The organism is Streptomyces sp. NPDC054841 (assembly GCF_053611045.1).
The window spans coordinates 7,407-28,228 of the sequence record NZ_JBSGZO010000062.1; the positions used below are offsets into that span (position 1 = coordinate 7,407).

Genomic DNA, 20,822 nt, shown 5'->3' on the forward strand with positions numbered 1-20,822 from the left:
GCCCACCCGGACACGTCGCCCGGCCCGGCCTCCGGCCCACCCGGACACGTCGCCCGGCCCGGCCTCCGGCCCACCCGGACACGTCGCCCGGCCCGGCCTCCGGCCCACCCGGACACGTCGCCCGGCCCGGGGCACGATCGAATGTCCGCGGTCCGGCGGCCGGCGGGGCTGACAACGCCGCCCTCGAGCCGGTGAGGGCGTGGAAAACACCCGTCACTCCTGCGCAACGAGGCCGCAACCTGCGCCCGCCAGGATCGGTTCATGACGGAGTCGGCACACCCTCGCGAGTCCCTGGCCCCGAACACGCCGCCCCTCGACACCACCGCGCAACTGCTCACCCGCATCACCGCGCAGCTCGGGGCACAGCTCAGTCATGTCCAGCTCAACGGAGTGCGCAGACCTATGACTTCTTCCCGTGAAAGCACCGCAGACCCGTTCATAGCCGGCTCCGGACAGACCCCGAGTCCCCCGCCGCCCGCCACCCACCGGCCCCCGGCCGCGCAGCTCGCCCCGGACCTCGCCGCGGACTTTGCCGCAGGCCCTGCCCCCACCCTCGTCGCCGTCGCCCACGGCAGCCGGGACCCGCGCGCCCTGCACACCGTCAGCAGGCTGCTCGACCGGGTCCGGGAGCTGCGACCCGGTCTCGACGTACGGCTCGGGCACATCGAGCTCGACGAACCGCTGCTGCCCGACACCCTCGCCGCCCTCGGCGACCGCGAGGCCGTGCTCGTACCGCTGCTGCTCGGCCGCGGCTACCACGTGAAGCAGGACATTCCCGCCGCCGTCGCCGACGCGCCGCGACTGCGTGCCCGGATCGCCCCGCCGCTCGGCCCGCATCCGCTGCTCGTCGAGGCGCTGTACGCCCGCCTCGTCGAAGCGGGGTGGCGCACCGCGGACGGCATCAGCCGCAGCGCCGGGGTGGTGCTCGCCGCGGCCGGTTCGCGCGATCCCGAGTCGGCCGCGGACGCCCGCCTCACCGCCGCGATGCTGGGCGAGCGCCTCGGCGGGGTGCCCGTCGTCCCGGCCTACGCCTCCTCCGCCGTCTCGCCCAGCGTTCCCGAGGCACTGCGCGCGCTGGCCGCACGTGGTCGGCACCGGACGGCGGTCGCCTCCTACTTCACCGCCCCCGGGCGGTTCGCCACGGACGCCGCGGCCGCCGCCCCGTGGACCGCCGCCGCGCCCATCGGCGCCCACCCCGCGCTCGCGCGGCTCGTGCTGCATCGCTACGACGAGGCGCAGGCCGCGCCGTCCGTGGGCGGCAGGCGCCAACTGGTCACCGCCTGAGCCACGCTGTCGGCGACTGCGGTTACCGTCAGGAGCATGGAAGGCACCACGGGCACCACCACCGACCCCTGCGACTACGACGACGCCGCCACCGCGCGCTGGGCCGCCGAGCCGGACAAGCGCCCCGGCCGCACGGCCTTCCAGCGCGACCGCGCGCGCGTGCTGCACTCCGCGGCACTGCGCCGGCTCGCCGGCAAGACCCAGGTGGTGACGCCCGGCTCGCGCAGCGCGGCCTGGGACCCCAGTCCGCGTACGCGGCTGACGCACTCCCTGGAATGCGCCCAGGTCGGCCGGGAACTGGGAGCGGCGCTCGGCTGCGACCCCGATCTGGTCGAGACCGCCTGCCTCGCCCACGACATGGGCCACCCGCCGTTCGGGCACAACGGCGAGCAGGCCCTCAACGACGTCGCCAAGGACTGCGGCGGCTTCGAGGGCAACGCCCAGTCGCTCCGGCTGCTCACCCGCATCGAGCCCAAGCGCTTCGTCCACTCCGGGGCGTCCGGCGAGCTGATCAGCGTCGGCCTCAACCTCACCCGCGCGGCCCTCGACGCCGCGACCAAGTACCCCTGGGCGCGCGGCGGACATCCCACCGACCCCGGTTCGCCGAAATTCGGGGTGTACGAGGACGACCTGCCGGTCTTCGAATGGGTCAGGGAAGGCGCCCCGGCCCACCGCAAGTGCTTCGAGGCGCAGGTCATGGACTGGTCCGACGACGTGGCCTACTCGGTCCACGACTTCGAGGACGGCCTGCACGCCGGCCACATCGATCCGAACATGCTCTTCTCCGAGGCCGAGCGGAGCGAGATCTGGACGGTGGCCATCGGACGCTACGTCGCCGAGGACACGGATCCGCAGGAGCTGGCCGACGCCCTGGACCGCCTCGTCGACCAGGAGTGGTGGCCGCACGGCTACGACGGCTCCGCCGTCGCCCAGGCCCGCCTCAAGGACGCGACCAGCCAGCTGATCGGCCGGTTCTGCCTGGCCGCCGAGGGCGCCACCCGGCAGGCGTACGGCACCGGCCGGCTCACCCGGTACGCCGCCGAGCTCGTCGTCCCGCACGAGGCCCATCTGGAGTGCGCCGTCCTCAAGGCGGTCGCGGACCGCTATGTGATGCAGCGCGCCGAGCAGGAGGCGCTCCGCGCGGACCAGCGCATCGTCGTCGCCGAGCTCGCCGACGCGCTCGTCGCCCGCGCACCGGAGGGCCTGGACCCGCAGTTCCGCGCCATGTTCGAGGCCGCGGCCGACGACCGCGCCCGTAAGCGGGTCATCGTCGACCAGATCGCGTCCCTCACGGACGACTCGGCCCGCACCCTGCACGCCCGGCTGGCACTGCGCAGGCCGTGATCCCCCCCGGCGGAACGGCCGGAACCGACACGCCCACCCAGGTCCCCCTCTTCCGCCATCACGCTCCGTGCGGGACGCTCGCAGCCAGTCGGCGTAGCGTGCTGTGTTATCCGGGGTGACAGCCCTTGGACCCCCGGCAGTAAACAAGGAGGCATCAAGTGGTCGACGCGCATCGGACTTTCGTCATCGTGGGCGGGGGACTCGCCGGGGCCAAGGCGGCGGAGACCCTCCGCGCCGAGGGGTTCACCGGCCGGGTGATCCTGATCGGTGACGAACGCGACCACCCTTACGAACGCCCGCCCCTCTCCAAGGGCTATCTGTCCGGCAAGGAGGAGCGCGACAGCGTCTTCGTCCACGAGCCGGCCTGGTACGCCCAGAACGACGTCGAGCTCCACCTCGGCCAGCCCGTCACCGCCATCGACCGCGAGAGCCGGTCCGTACGCCTCGGCGACGGCACCACGGTCAACTACGACAAGCTGCTGCTCGCCACCGGTGCCGAGCCGCGCCGCCTCGACATCCCCGGTACGGGCCTGGCGGGCGTCCACCATCTGCGCCGCCTCGCCCACGCGGACCGGCTACGGCAAGTTCTCGCCACACTCGGCCGTGACAACGGCCATCTGCTGATCGCCGGAGCCGGCTGGATCGGCCTGGAGGTCGCGGCCGCCGCCCGTGGCTACGGCGCCGAGGTCACGATCGTCGAGCCGGAGCCCACCCCGCTGCACCAGGTCATCGGCCCCGAGCTGGGCCAGATCTTCGCCGACCTGCACCGCGAGCACGGCGTCCGCTTCCGCTTCGGCGTCCGCCTCACCGAGATCACCGGCCAGGACGGAATGGTCCTCGCCGCCCGCACGGACGACGGTGACGAGCACCCCGCCCACAGCGTCCTCGCCGCGATCGGCGCGGCGCCGCGCACCGGACTCGCCGAAACCGCGGGACTCGCCCTCGTCGACCGTGCCCACGGGGGCGGCGTCGCCGTCGACGCGTCGCTGCGCACCTCCGACCCCGACATCTACGCGGCGGGCGACGTCGCCGCCGTCCACCACCCGCTCCTCGGCATCCGCCTCCGCGTCGAACACTGGGCCAACGCGCTGAACGGCGGCCCGGCCGCAGCCCGCGCCATGCTCGGCAAGGAGGTCTCCTACGACCGGATCCCGTACTTCTTCTCCGACCAGTACGACCTCGGCATGGAGTACTCGGGCTGGGCGCCGCCCGGCTCGTACGACCAGGTCGTGCTCCGCGGCGATGTGGGCAAGCGCGAGTTCATCGCCTTCTGGCTGAAGGACCGCAAGGTACTGGCCGGGATGAATGTGAACGTGTGGGATGTGACGGAGGACATCCAGGGCCTCATCCGCTCCGGCGCGCCCGTGGACACCGACGCCCTGGCCAACCCGGCCACTCCGCTGAGTGCTGTCACACCGGCCCCGTAGCGCATCTCGCGGGGGGCCACCGCCGGACTCCCGGTCCCGTGCTGCGTCTCGCGGGGGGCCACCCTCGGACTCCCGGTCCCGTGCTGCGTCTCGCGGGGGGCCACCCTCGGACTCCCGGTCCCGTGCTGCGTCTCGCGGGGGCCACCCCCCGGACCCCGGCCCGTGCTGCGTCTCCCGGGGGCCACCCCCCGGACCCCCGGCCCGTAGAATCCTCGCGTGGCAGGCAGGATCAACGATGACGACGTGAAGGCGGTACGGGACGCGGTCCCGATCGACTCCGTCGTGTCCGAATACCTCCAGCTGCGCAACGCGGGCGGCGGCAACCTCAAGGGTCTGTGTCCCTTCCACGACGAGAAGTCCCCCTCCTTCCAGGTCAGTCCGAGCAAGGGCCTCTTCCACTGCTTCGGCTGCCAGGAGGGCGGGGACACCCTCACCTTCGTGATGAAGGTCGACCATCTGTCGTTCTCCGAGGCCGTCGAACGGCTCGCCGCCAAGGCCGGGATCACGCTGCGGTACGAGGAGGGCGGTTACAACCCGAGCCACCAGCGCGGCGAGCGCATCCGCCTCGTCGAGGCCCACCAGGTCGCGGCCCAGTTCTATGTGGAGCAGCTCGACAGCGCGGAGGCCGAGATCGGCCGGAAGTTCCTCGCCGAGCGCGGCTTCGACCAGGCCGCGGCCCAGCACTTCGGCGTGGGATACAGCCCGGCCGGCTGGGACCACCTGACCCGCTTTCTCCGCGGAAAGGGCTTCTCCGACAAGGAACTCGTCCTCTCGGGGCTGTCCCAGGAGGGCCGCCGCGGCCCCATCGACCGCTTCCGCGGCCGGCTGATGTGGCCGATCCGCGATATCTCGGGCGACGTCGTCGGCTTCGGCGCGCGCAAGCTCCGCGACGACGACAACGGCCCGAAGTACCTGAACACCCCGGACACGGCGATCTACAAGAAGTCCCAGGTGCTGTACGGCATCGACCTGGCGAAGAAGGAGATCGCCAAGTCCAGTCGCGCCGTCGTCGTCGAGGGATACACGGACGTGATGGCCTGCCATCTCGCCGGCGTGACGACCGCGATCGCGACCTGTGGCACCGCCTTCGGCGGCGACCACATCAAGATCCTCCGCCGGCTGCTGATGGACAACGGCAGCGCAAAGGTGATCTTCACCTTCGACGGTGACGCGGCCGGACAGAAAGCCGCGCTCAGGGCCTTCGAGGACGACCAGAAGTTCGCCGCCGAGACGTTCATCGCGGTCGCACCGGACGGCATGGACCCGTGCGAGCTGCGCCTCGCCAAGGGCGACGAGGCCGTACGTGAACTGGCGGAGCCGCGCAACCAGCTCTTCGAGTTCGCGATCCGCCAGATCGTGAAGAACTACGACCTGGAGACCCCGGTCGGCCGGGCCGCCGCGCTGGACGAGGCCGCGCCGATCGTCGCCCGGATCAAGAACAGCGCGTCGCAGCACGAGGTCGCCGTCCAGCTCGCCGGGCTCCTCGGCATCCTCGACACCCAGTTCGTGGTCAAGCGCGTCGCCCAGCTCGCGCGCTGGGCGCGGGATCGCGGCGGCCAGGGTCCGGCGCCCGCGCGCCAGGCACCTTCGTACGACACCGGGCGCCCCGCCGCGCAGCCCAGCGGCCCCGCGCTCAATCTCCGCAGTCCCGCCCACCGCACCGAGCGCGAGCTGCTGAAGCTCGCCCTCCAGCACCCCGCGCTGGTCTCGCCGGCGTTCGACGCGTACGGGGACGACGAGTTCACCGCACCGCCGTACGCCGCCGTACGCCAGGCCATCACCGAAGCGGGCGGCGCCGAGCAGGGCGTCCCCGACGCACCCGGCTATCTGGCCAGGGTCCGCGACGCCGCGCCCAACGACACCGTCCGCGCGATGATCACCGAGCTCGCGGTGGAGGCGGTGCACTCGCGCACCGTCGACGAGACCTACGCGGGCTTCCAGCTCGTACAGGTCCGCCTCCGCGCGGTCGACCGCCGCATCCGCGACGTCCAGGGCACTCTGGCGCGGCTCGGCGCGCATGCCGACCCGGAGCACCTCGCAGCCGTCCAGAACGAGCTGTGGGTGCTCCAGCAGTACGGCCAGTCGCTCCGGAACCGGGGCGCGGAGGCACTCTGAGCACCGGGGGCCTGAGCCCCCGCCCCGCCGGGGCCCCCGCCCCCGTCCCCGCCGGGGCCTGGAAACGTGCCGGTTCCCGTCGGCGCAGCCGGGGTGTCCGTCCTCAAACGCCGGACGGGCTGAAATCGCCCCCGCCGCCTCGTAAGCCCCGGCCCCGTAACCGCCCGGTCACGGACCGGCCTCGCTGTGCTGTCCCGGGGGCGACCCCCGGACCCCCGGCCGCCTCGTGAGCCCCGGCCCCGTAACCGACCGGTCACGGACCGGCCTCGCTGTGCTGTCCCCGGGGCGACCCCCGGACCCCCGGCCGCCTCGTGAGCCCCGGCCCCGTAACCGACCGGTCACGGACCGGACTCAAAAAGTCACCGCACGCCCCTCGTGGCAGTGATGTGTCGTACCCCACACTGGGGTGCGGTGCCTGAGTCCTCGGAGCGCGGCCGGCCCACGACAGGTGGGCCACTCACCCCCGCGGATCCGCTCATCGTGTACGGGACGGACAGCGGCCCGGCCGCCGTCCCCGTCCCGCTGCCGCCTGCCCCCGAACCGGCAGCGCCCAACGTGGAGGTCGCCCCCGTGCAGACCCGGACCCTGACAGAAGCCGATCCGATCACGGCCGTTCCGCCGCAGAGCCGGGCAGCGCACCATCCCGAGGCCGGCGAGTCCCCGGTCCCCGAAGCAGAGGTTCCGGACATCCCCGAGCCACCCGAGCCGGTGGCCCGGGTCGAGCAGGGCGCCAGTCCCTCGTCCGACCTCTTCCGTCAGTACCTCAGGGAGATCGGCCGGATCCCTCTCCTCACCGCAGTCGAGGAAGTGGATCTCGCCCGACGCGTCGAAGCGGGCCTGTTCGCCGAGGCGAAGCTGAGCAACGCCCCGGATCTGGACTCCCAGCTCGCCCTCGATCTCGACAAGCTCGTCGTCATGGGCCGGATGGCCAAGCGCCGCCTCATCGAGGCCAACCTCCGCCTCGTCGTCTCCGTCGCCAAGCGGTACGTCGGCCGCGGGCTGACCATGCTCGACCTCGTCCAGGAGGGCAACCTCGGCCTGATACGCGCGGTCGAGAAGTTCGACTACGCGCGCGGCTACAAGTTCTCGACGTACGCGACCTGGTGGATCCGCCAGGCCATGTCCCGGGCCCTCGCCGACCAGGCCCGGACCATCCGCGTCCCCGTCCATGTCGTCGAACTCATCAACCGGGTTGTCCGGGTCCAGCGCCGCATGCTCCAGGAGCGCGGCTACGAACCGAGCGCCGAAGAGGTCGCCGCCCAGCTCGACCTCGCGCCCGAGCGGGTCGGCGAAGTGCTGCGGCTCGCGCAGGAACCGGTGTCCCTGCACGCACCCGTCGGCGAGGAGGACGACGTCGCACTCGGCGACCTCATCGAGGACGGCGACGCCGCTTCCCCCGTCGAATCGGCGGCGTTCCTCCTGCTGCGCGAGCACCTGGAGGCGGTGCTCTCCACCCTCGGAGAGCGCGAGCGCAAGGTCGTCCAGCTCCGGTACGGACTGGCCGACGGGCGGCCCCGCACCCTGGAGGAGATCGGACGGATCTTCGGCGTGACGCGCGAACGCATCCGCCAGATCGAGTCCAAGACCCTCAACAAGCTGCGGGACCACGCCTTCGCGGACCAGCTGCGCGGCTACCTGGACTGAGCGTCGCCGTCGCCGTCGCCGTCGGACGGCTGTGCGTCGCGCTTGTTCCGCGCTTCGTAGCTCGCTCCGAAAGCGACGCCCAGGCACATGCCCATCCCGATGCCCAGTCCCAGGTTGTCGAAGGCGAACCCGATCGGGACCCCGAGGGCCATGCCCAGCGGGATCCCGAGCGCCACCCCCGTGCCTGCCTGCTTCTTCATCCGGTCTCCCCGTTTCTCCGTCGTTCCCCGTCGTCCCCGGCGTTCCCCGTAGGACGTTGTCGGTCGTCGTGCGTCAGTCGACCTCGGCCACGGCCTGGGCGAACTGCGCGGAGTACAGGCGCGCGTACGCACCATTCGCCAGCAACAGCTCGTCATGCGTGCCCTGTTCGACGATGGAGCCATTCTCCATCACCAAGATCACGTCCGCGTCCCGGATCGTGGAGAGCCGGTGCGCGATCACGAACGACGTACGGCCATGGGCGAGCCGCGCCATCGCCTTCTGGATCAGCACCTCGGTACGGGTGTCGACCGAGCTGGTCGCCTCGTCGAGCACCAGGATCACCGGGTCGGACAGGAACGCCCGCGCGATGGTGATCAGCTGCTTCTCGCCCGCGCTGACGCCCGAGCCGTCGTCGTCGATGACGGTGTCGTACCCGTCCGGAAGGGTCCGGATGAAGCGGTGGGCATGGGCCGCCCGTGCCGCCTCCTCGATCTCCTCGCGCGTGACCTCACGCGAGGTCCCGTACGCGATGTTCTCGGCGATCGTCCCGCCGAACAGCCACGTGTCCTGCAGCACCATCCCGATCCCGGACCGCAGTTCGTCCCGCGACATCGTCGCGACATCGACGCCGTCGAGGGTGATCCGGCCGCCCGTGACCTCGTAGAACCGCATCAGCAGATTCACGAGCGTGGTCTTGCCCGCGCCCGTCGGCCCGACGATCGCGACCGTCTGTCCCGGCTCGACCTGCAGCGACAGATCCTCGATGAGGGGCTTCTCCGGGTCGTAGCGGAACGACACCTTCTCCAGCGCGACCGCTCCGCTCAGCTCCCCCGGACGGGCTCCGACCACCGGGTCGGGCGCCTGCTCGTCAGCGTCGAGCAGCTCGAAGATCCGCTCGGCGGAGGCGACGCCGGACTGCACCAGGTTCGCCATCGACGCGACCTGTGTCAGCGGCATCGAGAACTGCCGCGAGTACTGGATGAAGGCCTGGACATCGCCGATGGACAGGGTGCCGGACGCGACCCGCAGCCCGCCCACCACGGCCACCAGGACGTAGTTCAGGTTCGATATGAAGAACATCAGCGGCTGCATGACCCCGCTGTTGAACTGCGCCCGGAAACCGGCCTCGTACAGCGCCTCGTTCTGCTCGGCGAACTCCTTCGCGGACTCGTCCTGCCGCCCGAAGACCTTCACCAGCGCATGGCCGGTGTACATCTCCTCGACATGGGCGTTGAGCCGGCCCGTGGACTTCCACTGCTGCACGAACTGCGGCTGCGAGCGCTTGCCGACCCTCGTCGCCACGACGACCGACAGCGGCACGGTCACGAGCGCGACCAGCGCCAGCAGCGGCGAGATCCAGAACATCATCGCCAGCACACCGACGATCGTCAGAGCCGAGTTGATCAGCTGACCCATCGACTGCTGCATGGTCTGCGAGATGTTGTCGATGTCGTTCGTCGCGCGGCTCAGCACCTCGCCGCGCTTGGCCCTGTCGAAGTACGACAGCGGCAGCCGCGACAGCTTCGCCTGTACGTCCTCACGCATCCGGAACATGGTGCTGTTGATCACCCGGATCGACATACGTGTCGACACCAGCATCAGCAGCCCGGCCGCCACGTACACGGCGAGCGCCACCAGCAGCACGTTCCCGACCGCGGTGAAGTCGATGCCGTGCCCGGGGGTGAAGTCCACCCCGGAGAGCATGTCGGCGAGTCCCCCGTCGCCCTGCTTCCGCAGGCCCTCGATGGCCTGCTCCTTCGTCGTGCCGCTCGGTATCTCGCGGCCGACGACCCCGGCGAAGACCAGGTCGGTCGCTTTGCCCAGGATCCAGGGCCCGACCACCGACAGCGCCACGCTCAGCACACCGGCCGCGAGCATCACCCAGAGCGTGACCCGCTCCGGGGCGAGCTGCCGAAGCAGTCGTTTGCCCGAGCCCTTGAAGTCCATGGACCGCTCACCGGACTGGCCCATCATCATGCGTCCGCCAGGACCGGCCATCAGGCAGCCTCCGCCTCGGTCAGCTGGGAGAGCACGATCTCCCGGTACGTCTCGTTGCCCGCCATCAGCTCGTGATGGCGGCCGGTTCCCACCACACGCCCCTCGTCGAGGACCACGATCCGGTCGGCGTCCCGGATCGTCGACACGCGCTGGGCGACGATCACGACGGTCGATTCGGCCGTCTCCAGCGACAGCGCCCCGCGCAGCGCGGCGTCCGTCGCGTAGTCCAGCGCCGAGAACGAGTCGTCGAAGAGATAGATCTCCGGCCGCTGCACCAGCGTCCGCGCGATCGCGAGCCGCTGCCGCTGTCCGCCGGACACATTGGTGCCGCCCTGCGCGACGAGCGCGTTCAGCCCGCCTTCCAGCTCGCGTACGAAGTCGGCGGCCTGCGCCACTTCCAGCGCGTGCCACAGCTCCTCGTCGGTCGCGTCGGGGTTCCCGTACCGCAGATTCGTCGCGACGGTCCCGGAGAAGAGGTACGGCTTCTGCGGGACGAGCCCGACGGTCCGCGCCATCAGCGCCGGCTCCAGCTCCCGTACGTCCACGCCGTCGACGAGAACCTCGCCTCCGGTGACGTCGAACAGTCGCGGGACGAGCCCGAGCAGGGTCGACTTGCCGCTGCCCGTCGACCCGATGATCGCGGTCGTCTCGCCGGGCGTGGCGACCAGGTCCACATCGCGCAGTACGGACTCCTCGGCGCCGGGGTAGCGGAAGTCCGCACCCCGCACCTCGAGATGACCGCGGCGCGCGAGTTCACGTACGGGAGAGACCGGCGGCACGACGCTGGACTCCGTCGCCAGGACCTCCTCGATGCGCTCGGCGCAGACCTCGGCGCGCGGCACCATCATGAACATGAAGGTGGCCATCATGACCGCCATGACGATCTGCATCAGATAGGCGAGGAACGCGGTGAGCGCGCCGATCTGCATGCCGCCGCTGTCGATACGGTGGGCGCCGAACCAGACGACCGCGATGCTCGACACGTTCACCACCGTCATGACGACCGGGAACATCAGCGCCATCAGCCGGCCGGTCGACAGGCCCACGTCCGTCAGCTCGGTGTTCGCGCCGCGGAACCGGTCCTGCTCGTACGTGTCCTTCACGAAGGCCCTGATCACCCGGTTGCCGGTGATCTGCTCGCGCAGCACGCGGTTCACCGTGTCGAGCCGTTCCTGCATGGTCCGGAACAGCGGCCGCATCTTCCGCACGATCAGCGACACGGCGATGCCCAGCACCGGAACCACCGCGAGCAGTACCGCGGACAACGGCACATCGAGACTGAGTGCCATGGCGATGCCACCCACGCACATGATCGGCGCGGAGACCATCAAGGTGAACGCCATCAGCACCAGCATCTGGACCTGCTGGACGTCGTTGGTCGTCCGGGTGATGAGGGACGGCGCACCGAAATGCCCGACCTCGCGGGCCGAGAACGACTGCACCCGCTCGAAGACGGCGGCCCGGACGTCCCGGCCGAGCGCGGCGGCGGTGCGGGCGCCGTAGTACACGGCCCCGATGTTGCACACAACCTGGACCACGCTGACGCCGATCATGAGAGCGCCGAATGTCAGGATGTAGCCGGTATCTCCATTTACGACACCGTTGTCAATGATGTCGGCGTTCAGCGTGGGCAGATAGAGGGTGGCGCCGGTCTGCAGCAGTTGCAACGCCACCAGCAGGGCGATCGGTTGTCGGTACGGATGGAGGAACGTCCGGAGGAGTCGTATGAGCACGCGCGGCTGTCTCTCAGGTCGGCGTCAAGTCGTGGGGTCGGCCCCAATACTCCGACACTCGACCACCCTCTGCCCAAGGGATTTCGCCAAGGCCCGGTCAAGAACGCGCGTGCGACGACGGTCAGACGTTGAACGCCCCCGGGTGGAGCTGCTCGCGCGTCGCGGTGTACTGCTGCCGCACCGCCTGCCCCACCGCCAGCTCCTCACCCGGCTCGAACACCTGCGCAGCCGCGCCCTGCCAGGCCGGCGGGCTGTGCGGGGCGAGCGTGCCCTGCGCCACACCGAGCGCCCAGGCGGCCTGCCGGGCCGCTCCGAGCGCCGCGTAGTCGGCGGGCTGCGGTACGACGACCTGCGCGCCGAAGATCGAGGGCGCCGCGGCCTGTACGGCGGGGAGTTCGGCGGCCTGCCCCAGCAGGAACACCCGTCGTACGTCCACGCCCCGCCCGCGCAGTACGTCCAGTGCGTCGGCGAGCGAGCACAGCATGCCTTCGAACGCCGCCCGCGCGAGATGCTCGGGCTTCATCGACTCGCGCCGCAGCCCGCTGAGGGTGCCCGCGGTGTGCGGCAGATGCGGGGTGCGCTCGCCCTCCAGATAGGGGAGCAGCACCAGACCGGAGGCGCCGGGGGTGGACTTCAGGGCCAGCGCGGACAGTTCGGCCAGGTCCTCGGTGCCGAGCATCTCGGCAGTGCCGCGCAGGACCCGTACGGCATTGAGCGTGTGCACGACCGGCAGGTGCATACCGGTCGCATCGGCGAAGGACGTGATCATCCCCGACGGATCGGCCAGCGCCTCGTGGTGCACGGCCATCACGGACCCGGAGGCCCCCAGCGACACCACCGCGTCCCCGGTCCCGAGACCCAGGCCGAACGCGGCGGCCATCGTCTCGCCGGTGCCCGCGGAGATCAGCAGTCCCTCCGGCGTCGTCCCGGCGGCATCGGAAGGACCCAGCACCTCGGGCAGCGCGGCCTGGTGACCGAGCGCCAGCTCAACCAGATCCGGCCGGTACGAGCCCGTACGCGCCGACCAGTACCCGGTCGCGGACGCCGCACCCCGGTCCGTCGTCCTGCGCGCGGGCCTGCCCAGCAGCTGCCACACCAGCCAGTCGTGGGGCTGCATCACCAGCGCGGTGCGCCTGGCCGCCTCCGGCTCGGTGCGCGCCAGCCAGCGCAGCTTCGCCACGGGCAGTCCGGACTGCGGTACGCAGCCGACGGCCTCGGCCCATGCCTGCCGCCCGCCGAACGCCTCGATCAGATCCGCCGCCGCGACCTGCGCCCGTTTGTCGTTCCCGACCAGCGCGGTCCGCACCGGCGCGCCCGCCGCGTCCAGCGGCACCAGCCCGTACTGCTGCGCGGACACACCGATGGCCTGCACGCCTTCCAGCAGCCCCCCGGCCGCCGCCTCACCCAGCGACAGCAGCCACGCCTGCGGATCGACGTCGGTGGCTTTCGCCTCGACGGGATGCGGTGCGTATCCCTGGCGCAGCACGGCGCCCGTGTCCGTGTCGCAGACGACGATGCGAGTGAATGCGGACGAACTGTCCAGCCCGGCGACTATCCCCATGTCATCAGATTCTGCCGCACGCGGGGCCGAGGTCACGCGCGGACCGGCTCACGCATCGGCGTGGGCGGCGGGCGGGGGGCCACGACGGACCCGGCCGGGGGCCGTGGAGCCGGGTCCGGGGCCGGGTCCGGACCCAGGGCCGGCTCTTGCGTCCAGTCCGGCCGGAAAGGACGCAAGAACCACCGGAAGGGCGCAAGAACCGGGGGCTAGGTGTTGCTCGTGCCCCAGTCGTCCTCGGCGCCCTGGCTCCGCTCGCGCAGCGACCGCACCCGTTCGGCCACCGAGTCGGGCATCCGGTCCCCGACCTTGTCGCTCACGACGTGGTACGCCTTCCCGGCCACCTCGCGACTCGTCTGCGCGGCGGACTCGGCCGCATTGCGCACGGCCGGATTCTGGGCGAACTCCCGTGCGGACTTCTTCAGCTGCTCGTAACGCTCGCGCCCGGCGCGGGTGCCGAGCACGTAGCCCAGGGCAAGCCCGGCGATGAACGTAAGCCGGTAGCGCATGGCTGCCACCCTTCGCCGGCGTCGTCACGGACGCCGGTGTCGATACGGACCATGAGGCTGTGCTGCCCGCCTACCCGCAGGACCCCCTGATCACCCGAAGGGGCATCCGGAGCTCACCACGAGGTCACCGGGGGAACCGATTGGCGGAGCACCCCCCTGCTTGCGCTAATGTATGTGTCGCAGCGAGCGAGCGCCGCCCGGGACGCCCGGGGTAGGTACGTTCGGTGCACACGCAGCAATCCCCTGTAGCTCAATTGGCAGAGCAGCCGGCTGTTAACCGGCAGGTTACTGGTTCGAGTCCAGTCGGGGGAGCGCGATCCCCTGTAGCTCAATTGGCAGAGCATTCGGCTGTTAACCGGAGGGTTACTGGTTCGAGTCCAGTCGGGGGAGCAGTGGTGAAAAGGACCCCTCGGGGTCCTTTTTCCATGTAATCCCCTCTTCATGGAACCGGGCAGGCGGCGGCGAGGTCCTCAAGGTCGTAGCGTCGCCGACCATCCGAAGCAGGAGATCGTATGAGCGGCTATGCTGCGGCAGACGGCGCGCACAAATGTGCGCGACGCGCCGTGAGGGGCGGTAGCTCAGCCGGTTAGAGCAGCGGACTCATAATCCGTCGGCCGTGGGTTCGAGTCCCACCCGCCCCACCGAGCGCCGCAGGTGCAGAAACGATGTGACCTGCGGAAACGCGACAGCTTGGGTCGCCATGGATGCCGTGGCGACCCGCGTTGACCTCTCCGACCAAGATCCAGTGGACGGTCAGTGGACACAGGGTGTCCGAAATGCAATGCATGCCTGGTAGATCCCGCATGGGTTGATATGTGATCGCAGGGGGCAGCCGGTCGTCGCCTGCGGCGGCGTCATGGAGAATCCGGCTTGGTCCTCGAGGACGAGCCAGGCTCCACGGGCCGCCGCGAGTCTTCTGGGCAGGGCCACACCTCCTTGACCCACCCGGGCCACGGCGTCGTCGTCCCGCTCCAATGCGAGTCGGGACCGCAGTCCACCCGGCCCCACGTCCGGTGGTGCGCAGGCCTCGCGCATGATCAGATTCCCTTGCTGGCCAGCCTGCGCAACGTGGTTGGGGTGTCGGTTCCGGAATCGCTACGCGGGCGCGGTGGTGCCGGTCATCTGTGCGGGGACGGCTGCAGCGAGGGTGGTCTCGGCTGGCGGCCCGGGCTCGGGGTCGCCGGGGGCCAGCGGGCGGGGCGTGAACGTGTACGGCCGCGACCCTTTGCGGGAACTCCTTCGTGCCCTCCCGGGAGGCCGCCGATGAACCAACGCGGAACCCTCGACCGATTCTGATACGGATCTTTCAGTAAATGTGCCGAAAATCGTAGCGGGTACTGTGGGTCTCCGGTGGTCCGCCGCGAGGCGGAGAGGCTCTCGTGGCGCCCAGACGGTGATAGGGCTGTGGCTTGCCGCTCTGCGATCCCGCGACCACGGCTGTCGCGGGTTTCGCCCGCTCAGACCCCCTCCCCGCCCGGGAACCAGTCGACCATCTCGTTGTGCAGGTCCAGCGGCTGCTCGTCGGCCGACAGCCAGTCCGTCTCGCCGCGGCGCCATTCGTAGTCACGGTGGCGGGCCGCGATCTCCTCGACGAGTTCGGCGGCGAGCCGGGACGCTTCGTACAGGTCCTGGTCAGTGGACTGGGAGCTGGCGGCGACGATCAGGCCGCGCACCTCGGCAGAGTGACCGTAGCGGAAGGCGCCGGTGCCGAGCAGGTGGGGGTCGGTGTGGACGGAAGTTCCGTTGTTGTGGCCGAGGCGGCGGTGGGCGGCAGCCTTGGCGGCGGCCTTCGGAAGGAACTGACGGGCTTGGTCGCCGACGGTGACGGCGCCGAGGACAGCGTCAGCGTGGCCGGTCCGGGCCTCGGCCGTCGGGTCAAGGACGACGAAGCCCATGGCGAGGCGGGGGTAGGGGCCGCGCGGGGCTTTTCCGGGGGCGGCGGTGTGGTTGCGGAGGATGCTTTCGGCCCGGCGGTTGCCAAGCTCGGTCAGCAGCTCGGTGAGTTCGGTGTCGTTCAGCATGTACGCGTAGGGGTTGCGGCGTACGGCTGCGTGCACGGGCAAGATGCGGTCGGTCATGGGGTTTTCTCCGGTGTGGACGGTCGATGTGCGGGGGACGGTGGCGTCGACTCGCAGAAGAGAAGTGGGGAGTTGGCGGCGCGCGGGTCGTCCGCCCTGGAGCCTCGGTGTGGCGAAGGGGCGCGCTGAAGGTCAACTCACGCCCGTGGCTGAGGTGATCATTCCTGCCCGTCGTCACCATGGCAATGGCGAGAAATCGGGTGGAGGGTGCGGAGAGGTGCGCCATCACGGCGTCTGACCAGCGGTGATGCCTGCCAGGTGGGCGACTCAACTCCGCTGGTTGGGCTGGATCTTGATGTCTCGATGTCGATCTTGACCCTAGTTGAGGCGCTGCATAGTCTCCCGTGCAGCCGCATCAGGTCTAGACCAGCCTCGCGGGGGTATCGGGCTGTTTCCCGTCGGTATATCGATGCATTCCGGCCCGTTTCGTGCCGTGCGTATTTGCGCTGCGCGAAAGGTGACCGGAGATTCGATGAAGCAATGAAGGGTTTGCCGAGAGTGACTACTCAGGTGGTTTCCGGTGTTGTGCAGAAGTTCGCCGAGGATGGATTCGCCGTGGTGGGGGAGGTTATTGCTCCTGGAGAACTCGCGGTGTACAGGGACATTTACGATCGTCTCCTGAGTGGCGACATCGAGTCCGGAGACAAGCGATCGGACCTCGGTTCGCACGTGCCGCGCAAAGAGGGCGTGCGGGAGAACATCACGCAGATCATGTGGCCTTCGGCGCTCTATCCGCCGCTGCGGGAACTTCCGCTGCACGAAAAGGCCCTTGCGGTGGCCCGCGAGCTCATCGGTGACGACGCGGAACTCGACTTCGACATGATGATCCACAAGGCGCCGCACACCGGCGTCCCCACGCCCTGGCACCAGGACGCGGCCTACTGGGTCGACATGCCCGACCACCGTGCCGTGTCGATCTGGGTGGCGCTCGACGATGCCGATCTCGACAACGGCTGCATGTGGTACGGCAAGGGTTCCCACCGGCAGCCGCTGCGACCGCACCGCCCCACCAGCGACGGCAAGAACATCGAGTGCGACTGCTCGGAGGGCGAGGCGGGCGCGACGCCGGTGCCGCTGCCGGCCGGGTCGGCTGTCGCGCACTCCGGGTCCACGCTGCACTACTCGCGCGGCAACACCACGGGCGGCAACCGCCGGGCGTACATCCTCAACTACCGTCCCGCCGCCATGATCCGGCTGGAGCGGGAACAGGGCGCGGACCACGGACTCAACGAGAACGTCCGGCAGGTCCGCAACCCGGGCGCGGCCGAGAACTGACCGGTCCGGCAGGGGTGCGCCCCGCGCGCCGCCCACCGCCCCGTGCAGACATCCCCCCACGCCCGAACGGCCAGAAAGGCAAGCCGTGAACGCTGTCACGCTGACAGGTGCTGTGATGACCCACCCCCGGAGGATTTCCGCCGCCGGGGAAATTGCGGCGAAAGACCCGCAGGGGCGCATTCGCGTCGTCGTGGACCCGGATCCCTCGGGGCCGCCCACCGCACTGCGTACCGCGAATCTGTCCTGGAGTTGTGTCGGGGAATCGGCGACACACCACATTGTCTTCCAGGACGATGTTCTGCTCGCCGATGAATTCTTTGGATACGTGGAGAAGGCCGCTGCCGCTGTTCCGGGCGAGGCGGTCGCCTTCTACGAGGGGTGGGAGGGCCGAAACAGCGGTGTGGTGCGGCTGGCTGGGCTCACAGGTACGCAGTGGGCATACGCGATCGACGAGCATGTTCCGTCTCTCGCGCTGATGCTTCCGGCCGAAGTAGCCCGGGGATACGAGAAGTTCGCGGCCCGGCACGGCGACGGCTGGCCGTACGACGTCGTCATCCAGCGTTATCTGAAGGCACTGGGAATGCCGGTGCGGCTGGCCGTGCCCTGCACGGTCGACCATGACGACGTGCCCAGCCTCGCGGGCAACAGCAAGCACGGGTGGCGGCGGGCAACTCTCTTCTCACAGAAGGCGGTCGAGGTCACGTCGTACGACTGTGCGTCGTTCGACGTCGTGCCGTTCTTTCAATACGGGGAGGCCAGGAGCGCGGTGCGGCTCGGTGGGCGCTGGGAGTGTCTGGACACCGACCGGTACCTGCGCCGTATCGGGCTGGCCGAACGCTGTGACACGGACTTCGCCGCGGCGGGGCAGCCCGGGCTGCCTGAGGCCGTGCGGCGGCAGGTGTGGCTCACGGCCTTCGCGACGGGGTCCGTGTACGCCGGGCTGACTCCGCGGGACCCCGACCCGGAGACGGCAGCGGCGGTGATGGACTCGCTCGGGCCCGGCGGGCTGTGCGAGGAGTACACCGGCGCCGAGCTGCTGTCGATGATTCCGGAGGTCAGAGAGCTTGCGCTGGCCGCCTTTGAGTCCGGGCGGGCAGCCCGGCCAGACCGGGGCGAGACCGTTTCCCCCAAAGCCGCGGGCGTCCTGGTCACCGGGGGCGGCGAGGCCTTCGGCGAGCAGCTGGCGCGGCTGCTCACCGATGCGGGCTGCGGTGCGCAGTACGTCGGGCGGCTCAGTGCCGGGGCGCGCAGCGGTGTGGACGCCGTGATCCACCTCGGTGATCCGGACGGCGGCGTCGGCCCCGTGACCGACATGCTTGCCGATGCCGGGAAGCTGAGTGTACGGCGGCTGATTCATGTGAGTTCGGCGGCCGTGTACCGGGGCGCGGGCGGTGCCGCGTGCGCGGAAGACGCGCTGTCTGCGCGGCCGGACGACGCTCGGGCCGGTGCGTGGTGGGACGGCGAGGAGGCGTGCCGGCGCTGGGGTGCTCAGACCGGCACCCCGGTGCAGGTCGTGCGCCTGGCCGAGCAGGTGGGGCCGCACGCCCCGCTGCGGGGGGTGCTCGCCACGTGGATGCTTCAGGCGTGGACGCGCCGTCCGATGACGCTCATCGAGGGGCGTCTGCACCAGGTGGCCGACCACCGTGATCTTGCCGATGCGCTCGCCGCCGTGCTCGCCGGGCCGGTCCGGGCGCCGATCTACAACGTGGCGTCCGAGCGCTACGACGAGAACGAGTTCGCCGAGCTCGCGGCCGAGACAGCACGGCGTACCCCCTGGGAGCGGGCCACCGGGGCCGACGGACCGTACACGCCGCTCATGACCACCGCGCTGATCACGGCGGACACCGACTGGCGGCCCTCGGCGCCGGTACGCAACGGGGCGCGGGCGCAGGCCCAGTGGCTGGCCTGCGACACCCACGACGACATCCCCGGCGTGACCGGCGTACCGCGGGGGGACGCCGATGCCTGAGGCCGGGAAGCAGCAGGCTCTCCGGGAGCGGGGGAGCGCGGAGCCGGGCATCTTCTCCAGGCAGTACGCCGCCGCGACTACGACGTTCACCGTGGTCATGTTCCTGACCGGGTTCGCCGCGCTGGCCGTGGTGCCCACGCTGCCGACGGCCACCCGGGAGCTTGACGGGGTGTCCCTGTTCCCCATGGTGGCGGGCTGTTTCGTGGCCGCTAGCCTGCTCGGCGGGGTGCTCGGCGGGCACTGGGCTGACCGGTCCGGGGCCCGCCGCCCGCTGGCCCTCGGCATGGTGCTCTCCGTGGTGACGCTGCTCGTCTCGGCGTCCAGCGTGTCCGTCTGGCAACTGGCGGCCGGCCGGTTCGTGGACGGTCTCGCGGCGGGCATGGTCGCGGTGTCGGTGACCACCGCGATCGGCCAGTCGTACCCGGAGTACCTCCGGCCCAGGATGCTCGCGATGATGAGCACCAGCTGGATCATCCCGTCCCTGGCCGGTCCGCCGCTGGCCGGTGTGGTCGCCGAAATGTGGTCATGGCGCACGGTCTTCTACGGACTTGTCGCCCTGACCGCGCTTCCGGCGCTCGCCCTGGTGGTGGTCCTGCGCGGTGCCCCGGCGGGAAGTGCGGCCGGTACCGGGAAGCCGCCCGTCGACGCGCCGTCCGCCGAGGAGCGCGCCGCCCGGCCGCCGCTGCTCATTGCGGCGCTGCTCAGCCTGGGCGCGGCGCTCGGCCAGTACGGGGTGTCGGAGTGGGATGCCCACCATCTCCTCTTCGTCGTCGTCGGCGTCATACTCTTGGTGGTGTTCGCGCCGCGACTGCTGCCCAAGGGGACGTGGCGCAGCGCCCGGGGACTGCCGACCGCGGTGCTGCTCCGGGGGCTGACCTCTGGCACGTACTTCACCGTCGAGGCCCTGGTGCCGCTGATGCTGATCACCGAGCGGCAGGTCACGGCAGTCGCGGTCGGGGTGGCGTTCACCGCCTCCGCGGTGCTGTGGGCGGGGGCCTCCTGGATGCAGGGCAAGTTGCTTCAGCACGTCGCCCGGCACCGGCTCGTCACGGCGGGCGCCCTGATCATGACGGCCTCCATCGGCTTCGCAGTGGCGGGCAGCTTCCAGGGTCTGCCGCCGCTTACCGCCGCGGTGGCCATGCCGCTCGCGGCGATCGGGATGGGCCTGCTCGACCCCTGTGTCACCGTGCTCTCGCTTTCCCACAGCGCCCCGGAACACCAGGGCCACACCACCAGCGCCATGCAGACCAACATGAACCTCGGACAGGTAGTCGTCCTGGCACTCACCACGGCCGTCCTCAATGCCTGCCTGGCCGCGGGCGTCAGCACCCCCGGCGGCTACGCGACCGCGTTTGCGCTGCTGCTCCTGCCGACCCTGCTCGTCGCCCTCCTGGCGGTCCGTGCCCGCAGCGACTGAACCTCTGCCGAGGCTCCCCCTCCCCCTCTTTTCCCTGTCTCCAGCAGTACTTCACCCTTTCGAAAGGGAACGTTGTGCGCACTGATCTTGTCGTAATAGGCCTCGGTTACGTAGGTCTGCCGCTCGCCGTGGAAGCCGGCCGGTCCGGTCTCTCCGTCGTCGGGCTCGACCGTGACGCCGCGACCGTGGCGCGGCTCAACGACGGTGTCTCGCACATCGACGACATCGACGACGCCACCGTGGCCGGCCTGCGGGGCCAGGGCTTCACGG

14 protein-coding genes, 3 tRNA genes and 2 pseudogenes are annotated in these 20,822 nt (G+C 70.6%); 12 read left to right on the plus strand and 7 right to left on the minus strand.

Annotated features, from left to right (window positions below; all coding sequences use genetic code 11):
* Nucleotides 1–261: 261 nt before the first annotated feature.
* The 5 genes from ACWGI8_RS11940 (at nucleotide 262) to ACWGI8_RS11960 (ending at nucleotide 7,814) form a co-directional block, all read left to right on the plus strand.
* On the plus strand, nucleotides 262–1,284 hold the full coding sequence (locus ACWGI8_RS11940) for a sirohydrochlorin chelatase (protein WP_453660129.1): 1,023 nt from the start codon (nucleotides 262–264) through the stop codon (nucleotides 1,282–1,284).
* 36 nt (nucleotides 1,285–1,320) lie between these two features.
* Nucleotides 1,321–2,628, plus strand: a complete 1,308-nt coding sequence (locus ACWGI8_RS11945) for a deoxyguanosinetriphosphate triphosphohydrolase (RefSeq protein WP_453660131.1) — start codon at nucleotides 1,321–1,323, stop codon at nucleotides 2,626–2,628.
* 158 nt (nucleotides 2,629–2,786) lie between these two features.
* Entirely contained in the window at nucleotides 2,787–4,055 is a 1,269-nt protein-coding gene (locus ACWGI8_RS11950) for an NAD(P)/FAD-dependent oxidoreductase (protein WP_453660133.1), read from the plus strand.
* A 216-nt stretch (nucleotides 4,056–4,271) separates the two neighbouring features.
* Entirely contained in the window at nucleotides 4,272–6,170 is a 1,899-nt protein-coding gene (dnaG, locus tag ACWGI8_RS11955; RefSeq protein ID WP_453660134.1) for a DNA primase, read from the plus strand.
* Nucleotides 6,171–6,581: 411 nt separating this feature from the next.
* Nucleotides 6,582–7,814, plus strand: coding sequence for an RNA polymerase sigma factor (locus ACWGI8_RS11960; RefSeq protein WP_453660135.1), 1,233 nt, complete (start codon nucleotides 6,582–6,584; stop codon nucleotides 7,812–7,814).
* Here ACWGI8_RS11960 and ACWGI8_RS11965 read toward each other — a convergent pair.
* The 5 genes from ACWGI8_RS11965 to ACWGI8_RS11985 form a co-directional block, all read right to left on the minus strand.
* Nucleotides 7,802–8,014: a hypothetical protein gene (locus tag ACWGI8_RS11965; protein ID WP_453660137.1), complete on the minus strand. Its 213-nt coding sequence runs from the start codon at nucleotides 8,012–8,014 to the stop codon at nucleotides 7,802–7,804. The genes ACWGI8_RS11960 and ACWGI8_RS11965 overlap by 13 nt on opposite strands.
* 73 nt (nucleotides 8,015–8,087) lie before the next feature.
* Nucleotides 8,088–10,013: an ABC transporter ATP-binding protein gene (locus tag ACWGI8_RS11970; RefSeq protein ID WP_453660139.1), complete on the minus strand. Its 1,926-nt coding sequence runs from the start codon at nucleotides 10,011–10,013 to the stop codon at nucleotides 8,088–8,090.
* Complete coding sequence (locus ACWGI8_RS11975; protein ID WP_453660141.1) at nucleotides 10,013–11,746, minus strand: ABC transporter ATP-binding protein; 1,734 nt, start codon at nucleotides 11,744–11,746, stop codon at nucleotides 10,013–10,015. The genes ACWGI8_RS11970 and ACWGI8_RS11975 overlap by 1 nt, the downstream gene beginning before the upstream one ends.
* Nucleotides 11,747–11,867: 121 nt before the next feature.
* Nucleotides 11,868–13,307, minus strand: coding sequence for an FGGY family carbohydrate kinase (locus ACWGI8_RS11980; RefSeq protein ID WP_453660142.1), 1,440 nt, complete (start codon nucleotides 13,305–13,307; stop codon nucleotides 11,868–11,870).
* Between the two features lie 206 nt (nucleotides 13,308–13,513).
* Nucleotides 13,514–13,813 (minus strand): YtxH domain-containing protein, encoded by a 300-nt coding sequence (locus tag ACWGI8_RS11985; protein WP_453660144.1) that lies wholly within the window; start codon nucleotides 13,811–13,813, stop codon nucleotides 13,514–13,516.
* A 239-nt stretch (nucleotides 13,814–14,052) separates the two neighbouring features.
* Between ACWGI8_RS11985 and ACWGI8_RS11990 the strand changes: the two genes are divergently transcribed.
* From ACWGI8_RS11990 to ACWGI8_RS12000, 3 genes are all read left to right on the plus strand, one after another.
* Nucleotides 14,053–14,125, plus strand: a tRNA-Asn gene (locus ACWGI8_RS11990).
* 5 nt (nucleotides 14,126–14,130) lie between these two features.
* A tRNA-Asn gene (locus ACWGI8_RS11995) sits at nucleotides 14,131–14,203 on the plus strand.
* Nucleotides 14,204–14,380: 177 nt separating this feature from the next.
* Nucleotides 14,381–14,454, plus strand: a tRNA-Ile gene (locus ACWGI8_RS12000).
* Between the two features lie 193 nt (nucleotides 14,455–14,647).
* Here the strand turns inward: ACWGI8_RS12000 and ACWGI8_RS12005 are convergent.
* Both ACWGI8_RS12005 and ACWGI8_RS12010 read right to left on the minus strand, forming a co-directional pair.
* Nucleotides 14,648–14,800 (minus strand): annotated as a pseudogene (locus ACWGI8_RS12005) (IS630 family transposase); the annotation flags it as partial.
* A 470-nt stretch (nucleotides 14,801–15,270) separates the two neighbouring features.
* On the minus strand, nucleotides 15,271–15,891 hold the full coding sequence (locus ACWGI8_RS12010) for a hypothetical protein (protein ID WP_453660146.1): 621 nt from the start codon (nucleotides 15,889–15,891) through the stop codon (nucleotides 15,271–15,273).
* A 480-nt stretch (nucleotides 15,892–16,371) separates the two neighbouring features.
* On the opposite strand from ACWGI8_RS12010, the gene ACWGI8_RS12015 reads away from it, so the two are divergent.
* The 4 genes and pseudogenes from ACWGI8_RS12015 to ACWGI8_RS12030 form a co-directional block, all read left to right on the plus strand.
* Entirely contained in the window at nucleotides 16,372–17,166 is a 795-nt protein-coding gene (locus ACWGI8_RS12015; RefSeq protein ID WP_453660147.1) for a phytanoyl-CoA dioxygenase family protein, read from the plus strand.
* A 115-nt stretch (nucleotides 17,167–17,281) separates the two neighbouring features.
* On the plus strand, nucleotides 17,282–19,135 hold the full coding sequence (locus ACWGI8_RS12020) for an NAD-dependent epimerase/dehydratase family protein (RefSeq protein ID WP_453660149.1): 1,854 nt from the start codon (nucleotides 17,282–17,284) through the stop codon (nucleotides 19,133–19,135).
* Entirely contained in the window at nucleotides 19,128–20,552 is a 1,425-nt protein-coding gene (locus ACWGI8_RS12025; RefSeq protein WP_453660151.1) for an MFS transporter, read from the plus strand. Before ACWGI8_RS12020 ends, ACWGI8_RS12025 begins: the two co-directional genes overlap by 8 nt.
* Nucleotides 20,553–20,626: 74 nt before the next feature.
* Nucleotides 20,627–20,822: pseudogene (locus ACWGI8_RS12030) on the plus strand (nucleotide sugar dehydrogenase); the annotation flags it as partial.

Bases quoted from the DNA above. Each gene is read 5' to 3' on its own strand.
- ACWGI8_RS11985 (WP_453660144.1), bottom strand. From the start codon at position 13,813: ATGCGCTACCGGCTTACGTTCATCGCCGGGCTTGCCCTGGGCTACGTG.
- ACWGI8_RS12025 (WP_453660151.1), top strand. From the start codon at position 19,128: ATGCCTGAGGCCGGGAAGCAGCAGGCTCTCCGGGAGCGGGGGAGCGCG.
- ACWGI8_RS12020 (WP_453660149.1), top strand. From the start codon at position 17,282: ATGACCCACCCCCGGAGGATTTCCGCCGCCGGGGAAATTGCGGCGAAA.
- ACWGI8_RS11945 (WP_453660131.1), top strand. From the start codon at position 1,321: ATGGAAGGCACCACGGGCACCACCACCGACCCCTGCGACTACGACGAC.
- ACWGI8_RS11970 (WP_453660139.1), bottom strand. From the start codon at position 10,013: ATGGCCGGTCCTGGCGGACGCATGATGATGGGCCAGTCCGGTGAGCGG.
- ACWGI8_RS12015 (WP_453660147.1), top strand. From the start codon at position 16,372: ATGAAGGGTTTGCCGAGAGTGACTACTCAGGTGGTTTCCGGTGTTGTG.
- ACWGI8_RS11940 (WP_453660129.1), top strand. From the start codon at position 262: ATGACGGAGTCGGCACACCCTCGCGAGTCCCTGGCCCCGAACACGCCG.
- ACWGI8_RS12010 (WP_453660146.1), bottom strand. From the start codon at position 15,891: ATGACCGACCGCATCTTGCCCGTGCACGCAGCCGTACGCCGCAACCCC.
- ACWGI8_RS11965 (WP_453660137.1), bottom strand. From the start codon at position 8,014: ATGAAGAAGCAGGCAGGCACGGGGGTGGCGCTCGGGATCCCGCTGGGC.
- ACWGI8_RS11980 (WP_453660142.1), bottom strand. From the start codon at position 13,307: ATGGGGATAGTCGCCGGGCTGGACAGTTCGTCCGCATTCACTCGCATC.